Source organism: Actinomadura mexicana, assembly GCF_900188105.1.
GTDB classification, from domain to species: Bacteria; Actinomycetota; Actinomycetes; order Streptosporangiales; family Streptosporangiaceae; genus Spirillospora; species Spirillospora mexicana.
In genome coordinates this window covers 1-21,022 of record NZ_FZNP01000009.1, presented here as the reverse complement: position 1 = coordinate 21,022, position 21,022 = coordinate 1, and the positions used below count along the sequence as shown (strand labels likewise).

General features: G+C 71.9%; 18 protein-coding genes and 1 riboswitch. Of the genes, 14 read left to right on the top strand and 4 right to left on the bottom strand.

Annotated elements, in window-relative coordinates:
* Positions 1 to 112 precede the first annotated feature (112 nt).
* Positions 113 to 2,284: a S8 family peptidase gene (locus CHC11_RS23000; protein ID WP_089313877.1), complete on the top strand. Its 2,172-nt coding sequence runs from the start codon at positions 113 to 115 to the stop codon at positions 2,282 to 2,284.
* A gap of 108 nt (positions 2,285 to 2,392) precedes the next feature.
* The gene (locus tag CHC11_RS22995) at positions 2,393 to 2,689 is read left to right on the top strand and encodes an SHOCT domain-containing protein (RefSeq protein ID WP_089313876.1); all 297 of its coding nucleotides are present in this window, start codon (positions 2,393 to 2,395) and stop codon (positions 2,687 to 2,689) included.
* 42 nt (positions 2,690 to 2,731) lie between these two features.
* Here the strand turns inward: CHC11_RS22995 and CHC11_RS22990 are convergent, their stop codons facing one another.
* Positions 2,732 to 3,346 carry a MarR family winged helix-turn-helix transcriptional regulator gene (locus tag CHC11_RS22990; RefSeq protein ID WP_089313875.1) on the bottom strand — a complete coding sequence of 205 codons (615 nt, stop codon included), beginning with the start codon at positions 3,344 to 3,346 and terminating at the stop codon, positions 2,732 to 2,734.
* Positions 3,347 to 3,665: 319 nt separating this feature from the next.
* On the opposite strand from CHC11_RS22990, the gene napA reads away from it, so the two are divergent.
* The 3 genes from napA (at position 3,666) to CHC11_RS22975 (ending at position 6,140) form a co-directional block, all read left to right on the top strand.
* On the top strand, positions 3,666 to 4,001 hold the full coding sequence (gene napA, locus CHC11_RS22985; protein WP_089313874.1) for a nucleoid-associated protein NapA: 336 nt from the start codon (positions 3,666 to 3,668) through the stop codon (positions 3,999 to 4,001).
* Positions 4,002 to 4,020: 19 nt separating this feature from the next.
* Positions 4,021 to 4,842: a trehalose-phosphatase gene (gene otsB, locus CHC11_RS22980; protein ID WP_218826211.1), complete on the top strand. Its 822-nt coding sequence runs from the start codon at positions 4,021 to 4,023 to the stop codon at positions 4,840 to 4,842.
* A 206-nt stretch (positions 4,843 to 5,048) separates the two neighbouring features.
* Positions 5,049 to 6,140, top strand: coding sequence for a hypothetical protein (locus CHC11_RS22975; protein WP_143227204.1), 1,092 nt, complete (start codon positions 5,049 to 5,051; stop codon positions 6,138 to 6,140).
* Positions 6,141 to 6,197: 57 nt separating this feature from the next.
* Here CHC11_RS22975 and CHC11_RS22970 read toward each other — a convergent pair whose 3' ends face one another.
* A complete protein-coding gene (locus tag CHC11_RS22970) occupies positions 6,198 to 6,797 on the bottom strand; it encodes a PadR family transcriptional regulator (protein WP_089313871.1) in 600 nt (199 codons plus the stop codon).
* A gap of 182 nt (positions 6,798 to 6,979) precedes the next feature.
* Complete coding sequence (locus CHC11_RS22965) at positions 6,980 to 8,965, bottom strand: serine/threonine-protein kinase (RefSeq protein ID WP_089313870.1); 1,986 nt, start codon at positions 8,963 to 8,965, stop codon at positions 6,980 to 6,982.
* Positions 8,966 to 9,017: 52 nt separating this feature from the next.
* On the opposite strand from CHC11_RS22965, the gene CHC11_RS22960 reads away from it, so the two are divergent.
* The gene (locus tag CHC11_RS22960) at positions 9,018 to 9,569 is read left to right on the top strand and encodes an RNA polymerase sigma factor (protein WP_089313869.1); all 552 of its coding nucleotides are present in this window, start codon (positions 9,018 to 9,020) and stop codon (positions 9,567 to 9,569) included.
* Positions 9,570 to 9,655: 86 nt separating this feature from the next.
* Positions 9,656 to 10,681, top strand: coding sequence for a sulfotransferase family protein (locus CHC11_RS22955; RefSeq protein WP_245919630.1), 1,026 nt, complete (start codon positions 9,656 to 9,658; stop codon positions 10,679 to 10,681).
* A 127-nt stretch (positions 10,682 to 10,808) separates the two neighbouring features.
* On the opposite strand, the gene CHC11_RS22950 is transcribed toward CHC11_RS22955, so the two are convergent.
* Positions 10,809 to 12,302, bottom strand: a complete 1,494-nt coding sequence (locus CHC11_RS22950) for an alpha,alpha-trehalose-phosphate synthase (UDP-forming) (RefSeq protein WP_089313867.1) — start codon at positions 12,300 to 12,302, stop codon at positions 10,809 to 10,811.
* A 120-nt stretch (positions 12,303 to 12,422) separates the two neighbouring features.
* Here CHC11_RS22950 and CHC11_RS22945 point away from each other — a divergent pair, with 120 nt between their 5' ends.
* The 7 genes from CHC11_RS22945 to CHC11_RS22915 all read left to right on the top strand — a co-directional run bounded on the left by CHC11_RS22945 (position 12,423) and on the right by CHC11_RS22915 (position 20,606).
* Positions 12,423 to 13,358: a cation diffusion facilitator family transporter gene (locus CHC11_RS22945; protein ID WP_089313866.1), complete on the top strand. Its 936-nt coding sequence runs from the start codon at positions 12,423 to 12,425 to the stop codon at positions 13,356 to 13,358.
* Positions 13,359 to 13,761: 403 nt separating this feature from the next.
* Positions 13,762 to 13,902: riboswitch (SAM riboswitch) on the top strand.
* Positions 13,903 to 13,918: 16 nt separating this feature from the next.
* A complete protein-coding gene (gene thrC / locus CHC11_RS22940; protein ID WP_089313865.1) occupies positions 13,919 to 15,163 on the top strand; it encodes a threonine synthase in 1,245 nt (414 codons plus the stop codon).
* A gap of 15 nt (positions 15,164 to 15,178) precedes the next feature.
* Positions 15,179 to 15,457: a MoaD/ThiS family protein gene (locus CHC11_RS22935; protein ID WP_089313864.1), complete on the top strand. Its 279-nt coding sequence runs from the start codon at positions 15,179 to 15,181 to the stop codon at positions 15,455 to 15,457.
* A gap of 298 nt (positions 15,458 to 15,755) precedes the next feature.
* Positions 15,756 to 16,784 (top strand): hypothetical protein, encoded by a 1,029-nt coding sequence (locus CHC11_RS22930; RefSeq protein ID WP_143227203.1) that lies wholly within the window; start codon positions 15,756 to 15,758, stop codon positions 16,782 to 16,784.
* A 786-nt stretch (positions 16,785 to 17,570) separates the two neighbouring features.
* Entirely contained in the window at positions 17,571 to 19,199 is a 1,629-nt protein-coding gene (gene groL, locus CHC11_RS22925) for a chaperonin GroEL (RefSeq protein ID WP_089313862.1), read from the top strand.
* 396 nt (positions 19,200 to 19,595) lie between these two features.
* On the top strand, positions 19,596 to 20,186 hold the full coding sequence (locus tag CHC11_RS22920) for a phospholipid scramblase-related protein (RefSeq protein ID WP_089314185.1): 591 nt from the start codon (positions 19,596 to 19,598) through the stop codon (positions 20,184 to 20,186).
* A gap of 63 nt (positions 20,187 to 20,249) precedes the next feature.
* Positions 20,250 to 20,606, top strand: a complete 357-nt coding sequence (locus tag CHC11_RS22915; protein ID WP_089313861.1) for a hypothetical protein — start codon at positions 20,250 to 20,252, stop codon at positions 20,604 to 20,606.
* The last annotated feature ends 416 nt before the right edge of the window (positions 20,607 to 21,022 follow it).

Sequence of the window (21,022 nt, the reverse complement as noted above, 5' to 3'; positions counted from 1 at the left end):
CGCGCTGTCCGGGGCCGTGCCCTAATGTGCCGAGTGCCCGGGCCAGGGGCGGTTCGCGTGGCAGAATGTCACCCGCCGTGGAGCACGGTGGTCAGCCAGAGGGAGGGGCGGCGTGTCCGAAGCCGGTCGGCGCCGTCCGGCGCAAGCCCGACCGGCCGTGCCGTCGCTCCGGCCAGGCGCCCGGACGACCGCGGCCCTCGCCGCCCTCACGCTCGGCGCCGCCGTGGCGGTGCCCGCGGCGATCGTCTCCGGAACTCCGGCGAACGGCCAGACCGTTCGCGGGGCGTCGGCCGGCGCCGTGGCCGGGCCGCTGCTGCACGCCCCGACCGACCAGATCCGTTCCCGCGAGTGGCACCTCGACGTCCTGCGCGCCCAGAAGGCGTGGCGGTACTCCAGGGGACGCGGCGTCACGGTCGCCGTCCTCGACACCGGCGTCGACCGGCGGCACCCCGACCTCACCGGGCGGGTCGTCACCGGCCCCGACCTGACCGGCGGCGTCCGCCGTCCGGGCAGCCGCTACTGGGGCCTGCACGGGACGTCCATGGCCAGCATCATCGCGGGCCACGGCCACGGGCCCGGGCTGTCGCAGGGCATGATGGGCGTCGCGCCGCTCAGCAACGTCCTTTCCATCCGCGTCACGCTGGAGAACGACGACCCGCTGCGCCGCGACAACGGGCAGCAGTCCGGCGCCGGCGGCGACCGCGACGCGGTGGCCCAGGGCATCCGGTACGCCGTCGACCACGGCGCCGGGATCATCAACATGTCGCTGGGGGGCGGCCGCCAGTCCTACAACGGCACGCCCTCGCAGGAGAAGGCGATCCGGTACGCGCTCTCCAAGGGCGTCGTGCTCATCGCCTCCGCCGGCAACGACGGCTCCGGAGCGAACCGCAGGAACTTCCCCGCCGCCTACCCGGGCGTGATCGCCGTCGGCGCGCTCGACCGCCGCCTGCGCCTCTGGAAGGACAGCAACCGGCGCTCGGGCGCCGCCGTGTGCGCGCCCGGCGTCGAGGTCGTCAGCGCGGACGCCAGCAACGGCTACGTGGTCGGGACGGGCACCAGCGCCTCGTCCGCGATGGTGGCCGGGGTCGCCGCGCTCGTCCGCTCCCGCTACCCGAGGCTGACCCCCGAGGAGGTCAGGCGGGCTCTCCTGCAGGGGTCGCCGGCCCGCGCCGCGCACCCCACCGGGTCGCCCGAATGCCACGGGACGGTCGACGCCGTCCGCACCCTCGTCGCCGCCAACGAGATCAACAAGACCTCCAGCGGGCCGGTGGAGACGCCGCCGCCGGCCGCGACGCCGCAGCCGGCCGCGCAGGCGCCCGGCCGCGACTCCGGCGTGCTGTTCCCGATCGTCCTCGGCGGCGGAGGGCTGCTGGTGGTCCTCGGGCTCGTGCTCGGATGGCGCCAGCGGCGGCGGCCCGAGGAGGACGCCGGGGACACCGACGCCGTCGCCGACTACGGCCTGCCGTCCGCCCCGGCCGCGCCGCGCGAATCCGCGGCCGACGTGCCCGCGGCCCCCGCCGAGACGTACGCGGCGCCCGTGGTCGCGCCGGTCAACGCGCCGCTCTTCCAGAACAACGAGGTCCACCCGGGACCCGCCGTCATCGAGGAGCCTCCGCTGCCGGGCGCCATGCCGCAGGCCGCCCCGCTCTGGGACGTGCCGCAGCCCGGCCCCGCCGCGTTCACGCCGCCGGCCCCCGGTTTCGCCGAGCCCGCGCCGCCGTCCGGCTGGGACGGGCGGCTGCCGCCCCCCAACGAGCCGAAGCAGCCCCCGATCATGCCGAGCGAGCTGCGCCCGTTCGTTCCCGGCGAGTTCAACGCGGGCGGGCCCGGGGCGCGCAACGGGCACGACGCCCTCAACGGAACCGACGCCCTCAACGGGCACGACGCCCTCAACGGGCACGACGCCCTCAACGGGAACGGGCACAACGGCGCCGGCCTCAACGGGGCGGCGCGGGACGAGCCGTCCGTCCTCGACGACGACGAGTGGAACGCCTTCCGCCGCGGCGCCCTGGAAGCTCCGGACCTGCCCGAGCCCGGCACGACGGCTCCGCTCGCCGGGGTACCCCCGGAACCGCCGGACGAGCCGCCGCACCCGCCCGTACCCCACGCGGACGAGGGGCCGGCCGACGCGTTCCCCGACGTCCCGCCGTCCGGCCTGGGCGGCACCGAACCGCCGGAAGGGCCCGTCCCGCCGCCGGATCCGGCCGACGGCGAGCCGCGCGGACGGCACTCGCGGCGGCCGGGGCCCGGCGACGACGAGGAGTACCGGCCGCCCTGGTGGTGAGCGCGGTACTCCGGCGGGCGTAGCGCGAGTGCCTCCGGCCGGACGATGCGGCCCCCCATACCTCTCGCCGAGCATCGACTCATCCGAACACAGGAAGGTCGATGAACCATGTGGACGACGTTGGCGACGCAGGCGGCCGCGATGCACCCGGGCGGCTGGCACGACGGGGACGCACCCGCGTTCTGGCCGGTCTTCCCGATCACGTTCGGCCTGTTCTGGCTGGCCGTGCTCGGCACCGCCTTCTACCTCATCCGCCGCCGCATGAACGACGGCGCCGCGGCGGCCAGGGCGGCGGCCGACCCGATGACCAAGGCGCGTTCGGTGCTCGCCGAGCGGTACGCCCGGGGCGACATCGACGAGGACGAGTACCACGCGCGCATGGCCGCCCTCCGCAACAGCGACTGACACTGGGGGAGCGCGCGCTCCCCGGGAGGGCGATCGCCCCGGTCAGTCGGCGGCGGCCTCTTCGAAGATGCGGTCGATGCCGTCCGGGTACATCGGTGCCCGGACGGCGGCGTCGGCGAAGCGGGTGAGCAGCCGCGCGAACTCGGTGCGCTCCCGCTCCGACCAGTCGGTCATCAGGTCGTCGAGGTAGGCGCGGCGGAACCGGTCGGCGACCTGCTTGACGCGCCGCCCGGGCTCGGTCAGGCCGAGGTTGGCGCGGCGCGCGTCGACGGGGGAGGGACGCCGGGACACCAGGCCGGCGTCGATGGCGTGCCCGACGAGGCGGCTCGCCGTGGACGGGTCGATCTCCAGCCGTTCCGCGACCGCGCCGACCGTGACCTCGCAGGAGCATGCGTCCGGGCGTTCGCAGGCGGTGAGGGCGGCGACCGCGTTCACCACCATCAGGTTCGACAGTTGCAGCGGGCGCCCGTCCGTGGCGGCGGACGTCTGGGCGCGGACGCGCTTGACGAGGTCGGGCTTGGCCCACACGCGGCGCAGATGGAACAGCGCGGTCGCGATCTCGGTGAGGGCGCCGTCGGCGGGGGGTCCGGGAGGGCTCCCGCCCCGGGGCGCGTCCCGCTCGGCGGTCCGTCCCGTGGCGGAGGTCTCCGTCGCCATGCAAGGTCTCCGTTCCGGACGCCGGACGCTGCGGATCACCCACTCTAACGTATGCAAAATACATATGTTGCGACGCGGCGTGAGCGCCGTTGCCCGTGAGACACACGGAGCGAAAGAGCCCCAGGTGAACGGGGTTGTGATGCACTGAACCACCGGCATCCGTTCACCGGGATCCGCCGGAACTTGTCGGCCCGGACGCGTAGCATGGCTCCCGCCCGAACCCGGACGACCCGGGATCAGTAGCCACAGAGGGGACCTGATGCGAGCGGCGAACGCCCCCGGTGACCCCCGCGGTGACGTCCCCCCGCAGGACCGAACCATGGACGACGACCAGCCCCCGCCACCCCCGGCCGAGCCCGCCGCCGACGCGCAGGACGGGGCGGACGACGCCGCGTTCGGTGCCGGCGGGCTCTCCGAGCGCGACCGCCGGATCCTCGCCTTCGAGCGGCAGTGGTGGAAGTACGCCGGCGCCAAGGAGCAGGCGATCCGCGAGATGTTCGACATGTCGGCCACGCGGTACTACCAACTCCTGAACATCCTGATCGACCGGCCCGAGGCGCTGGAGTGCGACCCGATGCTCGTCAAGCGCCTGCGCCGGATGCGGACACAGCGGCAACGCAGCCGTGCCGCGCGGCGGCTCGGCATCCGGCCCTGACCTGGCCACCATTGGTCACGTGAACTCTCCCCGCTCTTTGACGGCCGCAGGCGCCGAAGGACTTGACGCCATCCGCGACGACCCGACCCGGGCCGTGCTCGGCTTCGACTTCGACGGCACCCTGGCGCCGATCGTCGCCGACCCGGCCTCGGCGCGGGCCCATCCGGACGCCGCGCCGGCGCTGGCGCGGCTGGCCCCGCTGGTCGGCTCGCTGCTGATCGTGACCGGACGTCCCGCCGCCGTGGCCGTCGAGTACGGCGGATTCGAGGGCATCGACGGGCTCGTCGTCCTCGGGCAGTACGGACTCGAACGCTGGGAGTCCGGCACGCTGACCGTGCCGGAGCCGCCGCCGGGCGTCGCCGAGGCCCGCGCGAAGCTGCCCGGCGTCCTCGCCGCCGCGGGCGCCCCGCCCGAGACGTTCGTCGAGGACAAGGGGCAGGCGCTCGCCGTCCACACCCGGCGGTGCGCCGAACCGCAGGTCGCGCTGGACCGGTTGCGCGGCATCCTCGCCGCGCTCGCCGAGCGGACCGGGCTGTCCGTGGAGCCCGGGCGGTTCGTCCTCGAACTGCGCCCGCCAGGCATGGACAAGGGGAAGTCGCTGCGCTCGTTCATCGACGACCGCGGGACCCGTCCCTCCGCCGTGCTGTTCGCCGGGGACGACCTCGGCGACCTGGCCGCGTTCGACGCCGTCGACGCGCTGCGCGCCGAGGGCGTGCCCGGCGTGCTGGTGTGCAGCGGCTCGACCGAGGTCACCGCGCTCGCCGGACGGGCGGACCTGGTGGTCGACGGGCCCGCCGGTGTGGTCGCCCTCCTCGGCTCGCTGGCCGACTCCCTCTCCTGACTCCTCCCGCGACCCGGTGCCCTCTGGGGCGCGCGGAGCGCGGGGAGTTGTTCGCCAGGTGATAAGAGTCGCGGCTCGACTTGTCGTATCTCGCGAGACTCCGGGGGCCGGTGTGGAAAGGGGGGTCAATTAGGTCAAAATGTGGTGAATTGTGTGGAGTGCGGGTTCACGGGGGAGCCGCACGAGGGACATCGGGAGGCTAGACGGTGGACACGGAGCCGGGACTTCCGCGCCGTCCAGGCGAGATCAGGCACACGCCCTCCCAGGGCATCCCGAGGATCACGCCGAGGGAGGGCACGCCGGTCCTGCCACCGGGCCGTCCGGTACCGCCCGGTGCTCCGGTGCCGCCGGGCCCTCCCATCCCGCCGGACGCCCCGACGCGGCCGATCGTCCACACCGCGCCGGTCGCGCAGGCAGCACAGGCGCCGCCGCGCGTCTGGGGGACGCCGCCGCGCTCGCACCCCCGGCCTCCGCTCGGCGGGTCCGAGTGGGCCGCCGTGCCCGAGGCGCAGGACGCCTACTCCGAACCCGAGGAGTGGTCGTCGGCGACGGGACCGATGGGCGTCCGTGAGACCAGCGGCGTCCAGGTGCGGCTCGGGTCGCGGGAGCGTGAGCGCGAGCGCCGGGAGCGGCGGCGCAAGGGGCGCCGCAGCGGCCTGGTCGCGGCGGGCGTGCTCGTCCTGGCCGGGCTGGTCACGATCGGGCTCGTGCTGACGCCCGGCTCCGGCGACGAGGGAGGGACGGAGGCGGCCCCCGCCGCGGGCGAGCGGGCGCCGGGCGGCGGTGCCAAGCTGCCTCCCGCGGGCTCGCCCATCACGGTCGGCACCGCCGACGGCTCCAGGTACAGGATCGCCGCCGTGACGTCGGGGATCAGCGACGGCGTGGTGACGACCTTCCAGTCCACGCCGCCGTCCGGGACGGCGTTCCCCTACATCGAGTACATCCTCAGCAATCCGAGCGGCGCGAACGTCCTGCTCGACTTCCCCGGCGACGTGTTCGTCAGGCGCGACCTGGTGACGCCGGAGGCGCGGGGGCGCTGCATGCCGCAGGCCGGCGTCTCCGAGGCCCTGTGCACGCCGCCGACCGGCAGCCAGGTCGTGCGGCGCCTCGCGGGCGGCGCGCTGGTCGCGGGGGAGGGCGGCGACAAGTACCTGCCGCCGGGCGCGTCGTACCTGGTCCGCGCGACGGTGGACGTCCCGGTCGACCGCGGCGTCAGGCGCTCGGACATGGCCCTGTACGTGTGGAAGCAGCTCTACATGGCCGACCAACTCGCCAAGCAGGCGCCCTTCCCGAAGTAACGGAGAACCGCCGTGACCTGCGCGGTCACGGCGGTTCCGGTCGGTGCTCCCTGAAGTTCACTCGGCTTCGGGGTCATCGGCGAGGATCCCGTAGAGGCGGCGGCGGGCGTCGTTGACCACGTCCAGCGCCCGCGCCTTCTGCGCCTCGCTGCCCACGGCCATCACCTGCTGCAGGGCCCCCATCAGCTGGCCGACGGCCTCGCGTCCGCGCAGGACGTTCTCGCCTGCGGCCTCGGTGACCTCGTCCCAGGGGACGGTGGTCTGCGCCGACGCCTCCTCGCGGCCGGTGTCGGTGAGGGCGAACAGCCGCTTGCCGCCCTGCTCCTCGCTGCTGACCAGGCCCTCGTCCTCCAGCATCTGGAGGGTCGGGTAGACCGAGCCGGGGCTCGGCCGCCAGACGCCGCCGGTGCGGCCGTCCAGCTCCTGGATCATCTCGTAGCCGTGCATCGCCCGCTCGGCCAGCAGAGCGAGCAGCGCCGCCCGGACGTTGCCGCGCCGGGTCCGCCGCCCGCGTCCACCGCGGCCGCGATGGCCGGGACCGAAACCCGGGCCGAAGCCGGGTCCGCCGGGCCCCCACGGGCCGAACGGGTCGCCGCGGCGCCCCCGCTCCTCGGGTCCCGTGAAGCCGCCGCGCCTTCTCATCTTGTGCTCGTGCATCGCAGTCTCCTTGTCATTGATCGGTTGCGATGCCTCAACGATATATCGCTAACATGTCGCGATGCAACAACTGTGCTGCGAATCACTCTGGAGCGCGCCCGCGCGAACGGAACGAGGCGCGGAGCGGTGGCCGCTCCGCGCCTCGGTACGCGGGTCTCGGTGTTACCGGTCGGGGCCCTGGATCAGGGGCCGGTGACCTTCAGGTTGTCCAGGATGTCCTTGGTGGCGTCGCGGCCGTCGGTCTCCTTGACCCGGATCCACAGGCCGAACCTGCCGGCCTTGTCCTTGAGACCCACCTCGGTGACCGACGGCGTGCCGGTCTTGCAGGCGGTGAAGCGGGTGATCGTCCCGGTGAGGGCGCCGTCCGGAGTGGTGTAGTTCTCCGGCGCGGCCTTCGTGCACTGCGAGTGGACGGCGGCGCTCGGCGGCGGAAGCCGTCCGGGGCGCAGGTCGGTGGTCACGCCGACGAACACGCCGGGACCCTTGCCGTTGCCGAGGAACGCGGCCTTGTCCGGCGTCGCGCGCAGCACCGGCCGCGGCTGCCCGTCGGTGAGGCCGACGGTGGACGGCGTCCACGTCTGCTCCTGGTCCTGCTTCGGCCACGCCTTCGGGACCGCGGCCTTGATCTTGCCCGCGCCGCCGGCGACCGCGACGAAGTCCTTCGGGACGGCCGGCGTCCTGTCCTTGCCGTCCTTGCCGCCGTCCTTGCCGTCGTCGCCGGAGAACATCATGCCGAGCGCGAGCCCGCCGATCACCGCGACCACCAGCACGACCGCCGTGATGATCAGCGGTGTGACGAACTTCTTCGGCGCGCCGCCGCCCCGCGGCCCGCCCTGCCCGCCGCCCTGGACCGGCCCCGGGGGAGGAGGCTGGAAACCGGTGGGCGGGGGGCCGTAGGGCTGCCGGCCGCCGGGGCCCATCTGCTGCATCGGGACGCCTTGCGGAGCGCCGGCCTGCGGCTGCTGGTTCGGGAACACGGTCGTCTTGTCGTCCAGCGCCTGCGGCTGGGCCTGCGGCGGAGGCTGGTAGGCGATCGTCCGGTCGTTGTCGTTGTCCGGGGCTGTGGGGCCCTCCGCCTGGGTGAACGGGGCGGAGCGTCCGCTGGGCCGGTCCACGACCGTCACCTCGTCGGACGACGAACTGGGCGGGACGCGGATCTCGGACGTGTGGAGGTCGTCCTCGCCGGGTCGGTCGAACCGCGTGCGCATGCCGGGCTGGGCGCCCTGGCCCGCCGGCGCGGCGCCCTGAGCGGGGCCGGGCTGCTGCACGGGACGGGGCTGCTGCTGGGCCTGGGGGCTCTCGCGGTAGAAGTCCTGGACGGTCGCGTCCGCGTCGATCTTCGGCTCGGGCGGCTGGGGCGGCGCGACCTGCGCGGACGTCGGCCGCAGCGTGGACAGCGCCTCCGCGAACGCCTCGGCGGTCGGCCACCGCTTCTCCCGTTCGACCTCCAGCGCCCGAAGGACCACCTGGTCGAACGCGGGGGGCAGGCCCTCGCGCAGCTCGCTCGGCGCCTTCTTGACCGGCGCCGGGCCCGGGGCCCGTCCGGCGAGCATGTGGTATGTCAGCGCGCCGAGCCCGTACACGTCCGCGCGGATGTCCAGCCCGCCGCCGAACCGCGCCTGCTCGGGCGACATGTACCCGGGCGTACCGACCGGGAGGGTGAACGCGCCGGACGCGTGCGCGAGCGCCTTGGCGAGGCCGAGGTCGGCGATGAGCAGTTTCTCGCCGCCGTCCGGCGTCGACTGGAAGAGCACGTTGGACGGTTTGAGGTCGCGGTGGATGACGCCCAGCGTGTTGATCACCTCGACGCCGTGGGCGATCTGCTCGGCGAGCGCCACCGCCTCGCTGACCGGAAGTGGCCGTTCACGCATTCGATCGCCGAGCGTTCCGCGGTCGGCGTACGACATCACGAAGTAGGGGCGCCCGTCCGGGAGCTCGCCGATGTCGTGGACGCGGACGAGACGCTCGGAGTCGGCGCGCCGCAGGATCCGGGCTTCCTCGAGGAACCTGTTGCGCACGTCCAGATCGTCGATCAGGCTGCCGTTCAGGACCTTTATGGCGACCTGGGACTCGAGGGCGTCGTCGTGCCCCAGCCACACAGAGGCGAACGCCCCCGAACCCAGGACGCGATCGATCCGGTAACGGCCTACTGATGGTGGGAAAGACACTCCCGTATCATCCCAACAACGGGGTGAGCGCGCGAACGAGCATTGAGGCGGCATGGCATTCGACGAGAGGACCGAGGAGCTGGCGGTCAAGGCCGCGCAGGGCGACCAGGGCGCCCTCAACGAGCTCCTCCGCAAGATCGAGCCGGACGTGCTGCGGCACAGCTCCCGCTTCCTGCCCTGCCGGCAGGACGCCGAAGAGGCGTGCCAGGACGCGTTGCTCCAGGTCGCGCGGAACATCCACCGGTTCGAGGGCCGGTCGCGGTTCAGCACCTGGCTGCACGTCGTCGTCGCCAACTCCGCCCGTTCCACCTACCGGTCGCTGAAGCGGCGCTCGGTGGAGCAGGCGGGCGAGCTTCCCCAGCAGCGCCCCGACCCGCGCCGGACGAGTGTCATCGCCGGCTCCCGGGTCGACATCCTGGACGCCATGGAGGACCTGGAGGCCCGCAAGCCCGACCTCATCCAGGCCCTCGTGCTGCGGGACGTCTCGCAACTGGAGTACGCGGAGATCGCCGAGCAGCTCAAGCTGCCGCTCGGCACGGTCAAGTCCCGCATCCACGAGGCGCGCAAGCAGGTGAGGCAGACGCTCGGCGAGTCCTACACCTGACCGCCGGTCAAGGGTGGGTCATCGGACGGTAACAGTGGGTCCAGAACCCGGGTTCTGAGCTGGGCCTCTGCGCCAGCATGCGGTGCATGCCACCAGGACCGGCCCTCCGCCGCGATCGCCCGATCTTCATCTTCGGCTGTCCCCGCTCGGGCACGACGCTGCTGCGACTGATGATCCACTCGCACGCCCGCATCGCGATACCGGCGGAGACCAGGTTCGTCCTGCCCGCCTACATGGCGAGGTGCGACTACGGTGACCTTCGGGACGGCAAGAACAGGCGGATGCTCGCGGAGTGGATCGTCGGGGAGCGGTCCACCAAGGTGCGGGCGCTCGGCATGGACACCGACGGGCTCGTCGAGGAGATAGCCGACGGCCCGCCGACGCTCGGCTCGGCGATCGGCATCGTCTTCCGCGCCTATGCCCGCCTGCACGGCAAGCCGCGCTGGGGCGACAAGCGCCCGAGCTACTCCCAGCACGTCGGCGCGCTGCTGCGGATGTTCCCCGACGCCCAGTTCGTCCACCTTGTCCGGGACGGCCGGGACTGCGTCGCGTCGCTGATGGAGATGCCCTGGTTCGACGCCGACATCCACCACGCCGTCTCCGCCTGGCGGGAGACGATCGACCGCGGCCGCCGGCTCGCCGAGCGCCTCGGCCCCGACTCCTACTACGAGCTGCAGTACGAGCGGCTCGTCGCCGACCCCACCGACGAGCTGACCCGGCTCTGCAGCTTCCTCGGCGAGGACTTCGACCACGAGATGACCCGTCCGGAGGGCCTCGCGAAGCGGATCGTCCCGTCCCGCAAGAAATGGCACGGACGCACGTACGACGCCGTCACCACCAACCGCGTCGGCTCGTGGGCCGAGCGCCTCGACGCCTGGGAGATCAGCCTGGCCGAGGCCGCGTTCGGCGAGCGGCTCGCCGAGTACGGCTACGAGCCGAGCGGCCTGCCGAAGCCGTCCGCGGCCCAGCTCGCCCGCTTCACCCGCACCGCCGCCCACCGCCGCATGGCGCAGAGCAAGGCCGCGCTGCGCGAACGCTGGAGGCAGCACCACGAGCCGAACCCCGTCGAGTGCCTCCTCGCCGCCGAGCAGTCCGCCAGCACCGCCCCCTGACCGGACCCGCGGCGTGTTGCCCTGACGCCCGCAGAGCAACACGCCGCTCCCTCCAGCGGCGTCGTTGTGGGGGCGCCCCTGGGAGAGGGCGACTACCCACCGCCTTCCGCTCCGTTCCGGGCGTCGGTTAGTCCAGTGCGGCGAGTTGGTCGGCGAACCAGCGTTGCGGGGGCAGGGCGGTCGCGGCGCCGGCCAGGCGGGCGCAGCGTTCGGCTCGCCGGGCGCTCGGCATGAGCAGGGCCTGGCGCAGGGCCTCGGCCGTCTGCGACACGTCGTAGGGGTTGACCATCAGCGCGTCCTCGCACAGCTCCGCGGCCGCGCCCGCCTCTCGCGACAGCACGAGCGCGCAGCCGTGCCGCGACAGGACGGGCCCCTCCTTGGCGACCAGGTTCATCCCGTCCCGGATCGGGTTGACGAGCAGGACGTCGGCCAGGCCGTAGGCGGCGAGGGAACGCGGGTAGTCGTCGTTCACCTGCAGGATCAGCGGATCCCAGTCGGCCGTGCCGAACTCGTCGGAGATCTGCTCGGCCATGCGCCGGACGGCCGCGGTGTACTCCCGGTACTCGGGCAGGTCGTGGCGGGACGGGTAGGCGAACGCCAGGTGCACGACGCGGCCGCGCCACTCGGGATGGTTGACGAGCAGCTCCCGGTACGCGGCGAGGCCGCGCACGATGTTCTTCGAGAGCTCCGTCCGGTCGATCCGCACGATGAGCTTGCGGTCGCCCACCTGTTCGCGCAGCGCGCGGGCCCGATCGACGACGTCCTGCTCGGCGGCGCGTTGGCGCAGCGCCGTCCCGTCCACGCCGAGACCGTGCACGCCCACGCGCGTGGTGTGGCCCGAGCAGGAGACGGTGCGGGCCACGCGGTCGACGCGTGCGCCCGGCAGCAGTTCGCAGCAGTCCAGGAAGGCCGACGCCCACCGCTCTGTGAGGAAGCCGGCGTGGTCTGCGCCGAGGATGCCGAGAAGGATCTGGGTGCCGATGTCGTCCGGAAGCAGCCTGAAGTACTCCGGCGGCGCCCAGGGCGTGTGGGAGAAGTGCACGATCTTCAGGTCGGGACGCCGGTCGCGCAGCATCCGGGGAGCCAGCGACAGGTGGTAGTCCTGGATCGCCGCCTTCGCGCCCCGGGCGGCGTCCCGCGCGAGGGCGTCCGCGAAGGCCGCGTTGTACGCCTCGTAGGACTGCCAGTCACGCCGGGCGCGGGCGTCGAAATGCGGGTTGCGCGGTGTGTCGTACAACAGGTGGTGGACGAACCAGAGCGTCGAGTTGGCGACGCGGTTGTAGGCGCGGTCGAACGTGGCCGCCGGGATGTCGAGCATCCGCACCGCGGCCCCGCCGGTCTCGTAGCCGGCGAGGTCGAGGCGTCCGTCGGGGGAACGGCGCGCGGCCGTGCGGTCGGCCTCGCCGAGGCTCGCGCACACCCAGAGGACGTCCGCGCCGCCGGCGGACGGCTCCGCCGCCGTCCCGGCCGGACGCGGCGGCCCGGGGTCGCGCGGGGCGCCCGTGACGGCGGCGAGGCCCGACACGAGTCCGCCGCCCCCGCGCCGCAGGGTGAGCCCGCCGTCGTCCGACAGCGAGAACGACACCGGCCCCCGGTTCGAGGCCACCAGCACTTGGCTCATACGGGAAGGGTCTCAGTTGCGGCCGAGGCGCATCAAAGTGACCCGCGAGGTGATCGTCATCGCCCGCGCTTCTGCCCGTTCCGCCCGATTAGTTATCCGCCCAGGGGGTATCCGGCGGCAATGAGCAAGTCCGAGACGACGAAAACCGTGCTCGTCGCCGGTGCAGCGAACCTCATCCTCGCGATCACGAAGCTGTTCGCCGGCCTGCTGGCCGGGTCCAGCGCCATGCTCGCGGAGAGCGCGCACTCGGTGGCGGACACCCTCAACCAGGGCTTTCTCTACACCTCGCTCCGGCGCAGCGAGCGGCCCCCCGACCGGCGCCACCCCTTCGGCTACGGCAACGAGCGGTACGTGTGGTCGCTGCTCGCCGCGTTCGGCATCTTCGTGGCCGGCGCCGGGTTCTCGATCTTCGAGGGCATCCTGACCATGACCGGCCACGGCGGCGGCGGGACGACGGTGTGGCTCGCCTACGCCGTCCTCGGCCTCGGCGCGGTGCTGGAGGGAGCGTCCTGGCTCCGCGCCTTCTACCAGGCCAAGAAGGAGACGCGCGAGAACGACCGCGACCTCGTCGAACACGTCCGCAAGTCGCCCGACGTGACGTTCAAGACCGCCCTGTTCGAGGACACCGCGGCGATGATCGGGCTCGCCCTCGCCGCCGGCGGGCTCGCGATGCGCCAGATCACCGGCTCGGAGTTCTGGGACGGGCTCGCGTCCGCCCTCATCGGAGTGCTCCTGGTCGTCCTCGCCTTCTCGATCGGCCGGGAGAGCATGGGCCTGCTCATCGGCCAGGCGGCCGACCCCGCCGAGCAGCGCAAGATCCGCGCCGAGATCTGCGGCGCGCCCGGCGTGACCGGCGTGGACGAACTGCTCACCATGCACTTCGGCCCCGAGCAGATCCTCGTCGCCGCGAAGGTGCACTTCTCCGACGACATCAGCGCCGACGAGGCCGAGGACGTCGCCGGCGAGATCGACCGGCGGCTCCGGGAGCGCGTCCCGACCGTCCGGCACGTGTTCCTCGACCCGACCCAGCGCGTGATCAAGACCACCGCGGGGTAACGTCTCAATCGCTGGACCCGCCTGTCTGGCATCCGGTCAGTTCATGTAAAGTCACGCATACGAGCTCATAGCTCATGGAACGTACAACTTAATACTGCTCATCCAGAGGGGTGCAGGGAGCACAGTGGCCGACGGGCCGGTCTTCCAGCTCAGCCCCCGCACAACTTAATACTGCTCATCCAGAGGGGTGCAGGGAGCACAGTGGCCGACGGGCCGGTCTTCCAGCTCAGCCCCCGCACAACTTAATACTGCTCATCCAGAGGGGTGCAGGGAGCACAGTGGCCGACGGGCCGGTCTTCCAGCTCAGCCCCCGCACAACTTAATACTGCTCATCCAGAGGGGTGCAGGGAGCACAGTGGCCGACGGGCCGGTCTTCCAGCTCAGCCCCCGCACAACTTAATACTGCTCATCCAGAGGGGTGGAGGGACCGGCCCTGCGAAGCCCCGGCAACCACCCGGCTGTTGCGCGTCGCGATCCTGCGAGGCCGGCCGGGAGATGGTGCCAACTCCGGCCTGCGACCAAGGTGGCGCAGGGAAGATGGGGAGAAAGGCCTCGCCCTCATGGCACTCACGCCTGCCACAGACCTCGGACCGGCTACCGCTCTCGTCTGCCGCGAGTGCGGCACGTCCCGCGACCTCGGACCCTTCTACGCGTGTGAGGAATGTTTCGGCCCCCTGGAGATCGCCTACGACTTCGGGGGCGTCACCCGGGAGGCCATCGAGTCCGGGCCGCGCAACATCTGGCGGTACCGCGGGCTGCTGCCCGTCCCGCCCAACGTCGCCGACACCCCGAACACCGAGCCGGGCCTGACCCGCCTCGTCCGCGCCGACAACCTCGCGGAGAGCCTCGGCCTGCAGAGCCTGTGGGTGAAGGACGACAGCGGGAACCCGACCCACTCGTTCAAGGACCGCGTCGTCGCCGTGGCGCTCGCCGCCGCCCGCGAGCTGGGTTTCAAGGTGCTGGCATGCCCGTCCACCGGGAACCTCGCCAACGCCGTCGCCGCCGCCGCGGCCCGCGCCGGGATCCGCAGCGCGGTGTTCGTCCCGTCGAACCTGGAGTCCCAGAAGATCATCACGACGGCCGTGTACGGCGGGACGTTCGTGACGGTCGACGGCAACTACGACGACGTCAACCGGCTCGCGTCCGAGATCGCCGGCGAGCAGGACGACTGGGCGTTCGTCAACGTCAACGTCCGCCCCTACTACGCCGAGGGCTCCAAGACGCTCGGCTACGAGATCGCCGAGCAGCTCGGCTGGCGGCTGCCGGACCAGATCGTCGTGCCGGTCGCGTCCGGCTCCCAGCTCACCAAGATCGACAAGGCGTTCCAAGAGCTGATCAAGCTGGGCCTGGTCGAGGACAGGCCCTACCGCGTCTTCGGCGCCCAGGCCGCCGGGTGCGGCCCGGTCGCCGCCGCGTTCAAGGCGGGCCACGACGTCGTCCGCCCGGTGAAGCCCGACACGATCGCCAAGTCCCTCGCCATCGGCAACCCCGCCGACGGCCCCTACGTCCTGGACGTCGCCCGCCGCACCGGCGGTGCCGTCGAGGACGTCACCGACGAGCAGGTCGTGGAGGGCATCCGGCTCCTGGCCCGCACCGAGGGCATCTTCGGCGAGACGGCCGGCGGCGTGACCGTCGCGACCCTCCGCAAGCTCGTCGAGGCCGGCGCCCTCGACCCGGGCGCCGAGACCGTGATCATCAACTCCGGGGACGGCCTGAAGACCCTGGACGCCGTCGCCCCGGTCGTCGCGCCGTCGGCGAACATCGCCCCGTCCCTGGAGGCGTTCCGCGCCTCGGGCCTCGCCTGAGAACGAAGGAGCAGCATGAGCAGCGTGTCCGTCCGTATCCCGACGATCCTGCGGACCTACACCGGTGGCGAGTCCGAGGTGAAGGCCGAGGGCACGACCCTGCGCGCGGTCGTCGCCGACCTCGAGGCCGGCTACTCCGGCATCTCCGCCCGCATCCTGGACGACGCGGGTAAGATCCGCCGTTTTGTCAACGTCTATGTCGGTGACGAGGACGTCCGCTTCGCCGAGGGTCTCGACACCCCGACGCCGGAGGGCGCCCAGATCTCCATCATCCCCGCGGTGGCGGGCGGCTGACGTCCGTCTCGTCCCCTAGGCCCCGGCACGTCCACCGTGCCGGGGCTTTTCCTTGCACCTCTGGCCGATTCCCCCTTTTTCGGAACGCGATTGTCCCGGTGCATGCTGAATTGGGCGACTGGTCGTCCCGTCCGGCCAAACGCGCATGGAAGAAGCTTTAGCGAGCGCCCGTTTCGCGGCTCCGATCTTGATCGGCGCCACTCCGTCACTTGGGTTTCTCGCTGGCCGCGCCCTGGAAGATTGATCCCGGAGTGGCGCTCCCTGGGGCGCCGATCGGCATACGAGAGTGAGGAAAGGCATGAAGCGCATTTTGCGCACGATGGCCGTGACCGGGATTACGATGGGGGCGGCCGTCCTCGCGGCTCCCTCGGCCATGGCTGACATCAACTTCTACGCGGTGGAGAAGGCGTACGTGGGGCACAACGGCCCCTCGTACATCAGTGAGAAGGGTCCGGGCGACCTGATCTACACCGACATCACCAAGTCGCCCAAGGCCGCGCCGGTGATCGGGAACAAGCCGGTGACGACCGGTGACATCACGACGAAACTCCACGGCGGGAAGCACAACACGGCCGTCACCGGCGTGGAGGGCTCCGAGCAGGAGGCCACCAAGGTCGCCCACGCCAAGGCCGCCGAGCACCAGGCCGCCGAGCAGCAGGCGGCTCCGCAGCAGGAGTCCCTGCAGGCCGCGCCGGAGCAGGGTGCCCAGCAGGCCGCTCCTCAGCAGGACGCTCAGCAGGCCGCCCCGCAGCAGGGCGCCGAGCAGGCCGCCCCGCAGCAGGCTGAGCAGCAGGCCGCTCCTCAGCAGGAGGCCCAGCAGGCCGCCCCGCAGCAGGAGGCCCAGCAGGCCGCTCCTCAGCAGGAGGCGGAGCAGGCCGCCCCGCAGCAGGACGCTCAGCAGGCCGCGCCGGAGCAGGGTGCTCAGCAGGCCGCTCCTCAGCAGGAGGCCCAGCAGGCCGCCCCGCAGCAGGAGGCCCAGCAGGCCGCCCCGCAGCAGGAGGCCCAGCCGAACGCGCCGGAGCAGCAGGCCGACGCCAACGCTCCGCAGGCCGGGCAGCGGCTGGCCACCACGGGGGACCACCCCAAGCCGGTGCAGATCCACGCGGTCAAGAAGGCGATCGTCGGCCAGAACGGCCCCGTCGTCAACAGCGAGAAGGGCCCGGGCGACGCAATCTTCACGAACCTCAGCGGATCGCCCCGCTCGAACGTCTACGCCGGCAACAGCGCGACGATGACCGGCCCCATCTCCACCAAGCTCCACGGCGGGAAGCACAACACCGTGATCAACGCGATCGCGGGCCCCGCGCAGGAGTCGAACAAGCGGTGATCCGCGGCTCCTAGCAGAGCCTCGAAGCACCACGGCCGCTCCGGCCCGGTCACGCATCGAGCCGGAGCGGCCGCCCGATGTCCGGACCTGTTTGCGGCGGCCCTTTGCCTGGGAACGAAAAGAACATCCTCACCATCCGCCATACTCCACAAAAGCGGCCTACCAGGCCGTAATGCTCCCAGCGCATCGGGCCGCCGCAAACGCCGCTACATCGACGGAACCGGCCCATTACCTCGCGACGGATAAAGCTCCCCGAAAACGACGGCACCGGCCGCCGCCAGTGCAATGGCGCGCGAAATGGGGGGCCGCAGGACACCCGGTCCTCACCGGGAAGTGAGATCTCGGTAGCCACCGCCCCGGCCGGCCGCGTGCGACCACCCGCCGCTCGGCGGCCGGGAGCCGGTCGGGCGACAGGCTCGTGAACACCGCCCGACGGTCGCCCGGCCCGCTACGCCACCGGCGGAAATTCCGGCCGACCTGCGTCAGGGGCGACGGCCGAGCGGCCCGTCCGGGGCCGGCCCCGTGGACGTCCCTCCGCTGGTCAGGGCGGGACCGGGCGGGTCGGGGAGGGGACGGCGGCGGCGATGTGTGGCGCTTGCACTCGACGGGGTAGAGTGCTAAACAAACATTGGCACTCTGCTGTGGAGAGTGACAACTTCACACAGTCATGGGTCGAGGCGATGAGGCCTCAGGCCGGCGGCGGAATGGAAGTCGTCGGCGGGGCCGTCCGTCGCGGGCGTCGGCTCGATCCGTCTAAGCCACCTTGTTCCGGGAGGACTGGAGCCTATGGCTGCAAAGATGATCGCGTTCGACGAGGAGGCCCGCCGCGGCCTCGAGCGCGGTATGAACCAGCTCGCCGACGCCGTGAAGGTGACCCTTGGTCCCAAGGGCCGCAACGTCGTGCTGGAGAAGAAGTGGGGCGCTCCCACGATCACCAACGACGGGGTGTCGATCGCCAAGGAGATCGAGCTCGAGGACCCGTGGGAGAAGATCGGCGCGGAGCTCGTCAAGGAAGTAGCCAAGAAGACCGACGACGTCGCGGGTGACGGCACCACCACCGCGACCGTGCTGGCCCAGGCGCTGGTGCGCGAGGGTCTGCGCAACGTGGCGGCCGGCGCGAACCCGATGTCGCTGAAGCGCGGCATCGAGGCCGCCGTCGAGCGGGTGAGCGAGGAGCTGTCCAAGCTCGCCAAGGACGTGGAGACCAAGGAGCAGATCGCCTCCACGGCGTCCATCTCCGCGGGCGACCCGCAGATCGGCGAGATGATCGCCGAGGCGATGGACAAGGTCGGCAAGGAAGGCGTCATCACGGTCGAGGAGAGCCAGACCTTCGGTCTGGAGCTCGAACTGACCGAGGGGATGCGCTTCGACAAGGGCTACATCTCGCACTACTTCGTGACCGACCCCGAGCGGATGGAAGCGGTCCTCGAGGACCCGTACATCCTGATCGTTCAGGGCAAGGCGTCGGCGAACAAGGACCTGCTGCCCGTCCTTGAGGGCGTCATGCAGTCCGGCAAGCCGCTGCTGATCATCGCGGAGGACGTCGAGGGCGAGGCCCTGGCCACCCTGGTCGTCAACAAGATCCGCGGGATCTTCAAGTCCGTGGCCGTGAAGGCGCCGGGCTTCGGCGACCGCCGCAAGGCCATGCTGGGCGACATCGCCACGCTGACCGGCGGCCAGGTCATCAGCGAGGACGTGGGTCTCAAGCTGGAGAACACCACGACCGAGATGCTGGGCCGCGCCCGCAAGGTCGTCATCACCAAGGACGAGACCACCATCGTGGACGGCGCCGGTGACGCCAACGAGATCGCGGGCCGGGTCAACCAGATCCGTACCGAGATCGACAACACCGACTCCGACTACGACCGCGAGAAGCTCCAGGAGCGCCTGGCCAAGCTCGCGGGCGGTGTCGCGGTCATCAAGGCCGGCGCCGCGACGGAGGTCGAGCTCAAGGAGCGCAAGCACCGCATCGAGGACGCCGTCCGCAACGCCAAGGCCGCGGTCGAGGAGGGCATCGTCCCCGGCGGTGGCGTGGCGCTGCTGCAGGCCGGCACCAAGGCGTTCGACAAGCTGGAGCTGCCGGGCGACGAGGCCACCGGTGCGAACATCGTCAAGCGCGCTCTCGAGGAGCCGCTGAAGCAGATCGCCGTCAACGCCGGCCTCGAAGGCGGCGTCGTGGTGGAGCGGGTCCGCAACCTGACCCCGGGCGAGGGCCTGAACGCCGCCACCGGCGAGTACGTCAACATGTTCGAGTCGGGCATCCTCGACCCGGCCAAGGTGACCCGGTCCGCGCTGCAGAACGCCTCGTCGATCGCCGCGCTGTTCCTGACCACCGAGGCCGTGATCGCTGAGAAGCCCGAGAAGAACCCGGCCCCGGCGGGCGGCATGCCCGACGCCGGCGGCATGGACTTCTGAGCAGGTCCACGGTTCGCACTTCCGAGTGCATGTGAAAGGGGCGGTTCCTTCGGGGACCGCCCCTTTCCCCGTCCGCGGGGCCGGGTCCGGTCGAGGCGGCGCGCCATGCGGGCCGGTACGGACGCCGGCGTAGATGTCCTCGGGGATGTTCGGGGGCCGCCGGGCCGAAAGAAGAATGTTTCTCGGACGGCCACCTCGGCTCGCGCCGGTGCAGGTCAGTGAGCCGGGCGCCACCGCGGCGGTTCCGGTGGGCGGAGGCGGGCGCGCAAAACGCTTCCCCTGCGGGCCCGGCGCTTGGCAGGATCGCCCGTTGGAAGGCGTGCCGCCGAGGGCGCGGCCGCCGGCAAGGTGAACAGTGAGGCGGTCGCCGGTGCGGCCGCCGAGGCAGGAGAACACGTGAGCGAAGTGTTCAGCTCCCCGGTGCTCAGGGTCGAACAGCCTCGCAGGGGACCGTTCGCCAAGTCGCGGTACAAGGTGCTGGACGACGGCGGGACCGTCGTCGCCATCGCGGCGCCGACCGACGACCAGGGCGAGAACGCGGTCATGCGCGGCCTGTTCCCCGGCAAGTCGAACCTCGACGCCCGTGCCGTCCTGCTGACGACGCCCGACGGCGACCCCCTGTACGTGGTGGACAAGCAGAGCGGCCGGGAGTACACCGAGATCCTCCGGCCGGACGGGGAGCGCGTCGGCTCCTTCGTCACCGAAAGGGTCGGCCGCCGCTACGTCATCTACGACGACGGCGGCACGCTCATCGGCATGGTCGACGTGGACGTGCCGCGCAACAACTTCGAGGTGAAGGACGCCGACGGCGGGAAGGTGGCGCACGTCCGCAAGAAGTGGGCGGGCCTCGCCACGCACCTGCTCACGACGGCCGACCGGTACGCGGTGGAGATCACCGACCCCGTGCGGGAACCGCTGCGGACCATGGCGGTCATGACGGCCATCGTCATGGACATGAACCTGCACGAGGCCAAAGAGATCACCTGACCGGACCGGCGGTCGCCCGATGGAGGGGTTCCCGGCTCCCGCGAGGCGAGGTACGTTCCGGTCGTGCAGGCCATGTCCGGGCGCCCGAACGGCTGGTGGATCTCGCCGGCGATTCCGACGATCGCGAACTGCGCGCTGGCCGTCCTCTGGGTCTTCTCGGCCCTCGGCGGGTGGGGCGACGCCGCCTTCTGCGGTGAGGAGGAGGGCCGCGACCCGGAATGCGGGGCCGGGTTCGAGGACGCCGTGCGGGTCTCGGCGCCCGTGGCCGTCATCGCCGCTGCCGTCGCCGTGACCGCCTGGTCGATGCCCGGTGTGCGGCGCAGGCCCTGTCGGCTGGACGTGACCCTCACCGTCGCGGCCTTCGTCTGGGTCGTCGCCGAAGGTGTGCTGTTCGTCGGCGGATTCCTCGCCAAGCCCTGAGGCGCGCCGAACGGTGGGCGTTGCCGAAAAGAAACCTCGGCCGGGTGAATGCGATGTTCGAGCGGTTCAAGCAGGGGTGAACCAGGACAAAGTCCGAGGTTGGTCGGGTGTCGAGACGGCTTCGGGCGGGCCGCAGGGGCGAGCCGGCGCCAATGACGCGTGCGAGCCGGTTTGACGTCCCCCCGTCTTGGGCATACTGTTCACTTCGCCCCACGGGAGTGCGGGACGCCTGAGGGCGGCCGGCCCGGGGGAACCATCCTCGACCAGCTGACGCGGCTTCGTCGCGCCCGTGCCGTCGTGATGGGTTCGGAAAAGGATCGATTTGACAATCGGCCCGGATCTGATGAAATAGCACCACCGCCGGGAAGGAACCGCGCAAGCGGAACCGGAATGGCGTATCGGAAAAGCCCGGAATT

Excerpts from the sequence above, each read along its gene's own strand:
- CHC11_RS22995 (WP_089313876.1), top strand. The coding sequence starts at position 2,393 with ATGTGGACGACGTTGGCGACGCAGGCGGCCGCGATGCACCCGGGCGGC.
- CHC11_RS22990 (WP_089313875.1), bottom strand. The coding sequence starts at position 3,346 with ATGGCGACGGAGACCTCCGCCACGGGACGGACCGCCGAGCGGGACGCG.
- napA (WP_089313874.1), top strand. The coding sequence starts at position 3,666 with ATGGACGACGACCAGCCCCCGCCACCCCCGGCCGAGCCCGCCGCCGAC.
- CHC11_RS22970 (WP_089313871.1), bottom strand. The coding sequence starts at position 6,797 with ATGCACGAGCACAAGATGAGAAGGCGCGGCGGCTTCACGGGACCCGAG.
- CHC11_RS22960 (WP_089313869.1), top strand. The coding sequence starts at position 9,018 with ATGGCATTCGACGAGAGGACCGAGGAGCTGGCGGTCAAGGCCGCGCAG.
- CHC11_RS22955 (WP_245919630.1), top strand. The coding sequence starts at position 9,656 with ATGCCACCAGGACCGGCCCTCCGCCGCGATCGCCCGATCTTCATCTTC.
- CHC11_RS22950 (WP_089313867.1), bottom strand. The coding sequence starts at position 12,302 with ATGAGCCAAGTGCTGGTGGCCTCGAACCGGGGGCCGGTGTCGTTCTCG.
- CHC11_RS22945 (WP_089313866.1), top strand. The coding sequence starts at position 12,423 with ATGAGCAAGTCCGAGACGACGAAAACCGTGCTCGTCGCCGGTGCAGCG.
- thrC (WP_089313865.1), top strand. The coding sequence starts at position 13,919 with ATGGCACTCACGCCTGCCACAGACCTCGGACCGGCTACCGCTCTCGTC.
- CHC11_RS22935 (WP_089313864.1), top strand. The coding sequence starts at position 15,179 with ATGAGCAGCGTGTCCGTCCGTATCCCGACGATCCTGCGGACCTACACC.
- CHC11_RS22930 (WP_143227203.1), top strand. The coding sequence starts at position 15,756 with ATGAAGCGCATTTTGCGCACGATGGCCGTGACCGGGATTACGATGGGG.
- groL (WP_089313862.1), top strand. The coding sequence starts at position 17,571 with ATGGCTGCAAAGATGATCGCGTTCGACGAGGAGGCCCGCCGCGGCCTC.